This window comes from Burkholderia sp. SIMBA_051, from assembly GCF_046534915.1.
Classification (GTDB): domain Bacteria; phylum Pseudomonadota; class Gammaproteobacteria; order Burkholderiales; family Burkholderiaceae; genus Burkholderia; species Burkholderia ambifaria.
The window spans coordinates 1-282 of the sequence record NZ_JAWRXS010000182.1 but is presented as its reverse complement, the minus strand read 5'-3'; the positions used below and the strand labels follow the sequence as shown (position 1 = coordinate 282).

At 64.5% G+C, this 282-nt stretch carries 1 protein-coding gene; it reads left to right on the top strand.

Features of this window, described 5'->3' with window-relative positions:
* Nucleotides 1-16 precede the first annotated feature (16 nt).
* On the top strand, nt 17-282 hold a 266-nt coding region (locus tag SB771_RS34095), incomplete at its 3' end, for a hypothetical protein (protein WP_410721930.1).

Here is a 282-nt window from a genome sequence, read left to right as displayed (position 1 = left end):
CGACGCGCTGTTGGACATGATGCTGGGCAGCGCGCGCTCCAATCTTGACCGCGCAAAAGTTTTCAGCCTGCGCATGGAGTTGTACCAGGTCGCTGGCAAATATGACGAGAGCTTCGCCGTCGCGCGGAATGCGCTGCGCGATTTCGACATCGTTCTCCCGGAGTCCGCCGAAGACATCCAGGCGGCGGTCGATGCGGCGTTTCGGGAAATTCCGCTCAATCTGGCGGGGCGCCCGATCGGCGAACTGGTCGAGGCGCCGGTGGCGGCCGACCCTGCCACACG